This is a genomic window from Phyllobacterium calauticae (assembly GCF_019991125.1).
Lineage (GTDB): Bacteria > Pseudomonadota > Alphaproteobacteria > Rhizobiales > Rhizobiaceae > Phyllobacterium > Phyllobacterium calauticae.
This window is the reverse complement of sequence record NZ_JAGENB010000035.1, coordinates 1-426: the sequence shown is the minus strand read 5'-3', so window position 1 is coordinate 426 and position 426 is coordinate 1. Positions and strand designations below refer to the sequence as shown.

The 426-nt window shown below is 50.0% G+C and carries 1 rRNA gene; it reads right to left on the bottom strand.

Annotation, left to right across the window (positions count from 1 at the left end):
- Positions 1-426: ribosomal RNA gene (locus tag J1W56_RS25835) — 16S ribosomal RNA — on the bottom strand; the annotation flags it as partial.

Here is a 426-nt window from a genome sequence, read left to right as displayed (position 1 = left end):
CTGTTTGCTCCCCATGCTTTCGTACCTCAGTGTCAGTATTAGGCCAGATGGCTGCCTTCGCCATCGGTATTCCTCCAGATCTCTACGCATTTCACCGCTACACCTGGAATTCTACCATCCTCTCCCATACTCTAGTCTCCCAGTATCGAATGCAATTCCTAAGTTAAGCTCAGGGATTTCACATCCGACTTAAAAGACCACCTACGCACGCTTTACGCCCAGTAAATCCGATTAACGCTTGCACCCTCTGTATTACCGCGGCTGCTGGCACAGAGTTAGCCGGTGCTTATTCTGCGAGTAACGTCCAAGCATCTAGAGTATTAGTCTAGAGCTCCTCCTCCTCGCTTAAAGTGCTTTACAACCAAAAGGCCTTCTTCACACACGCGGCATGGCTGGATCAGGGTTCCCCCCATTGTCCAATATTCC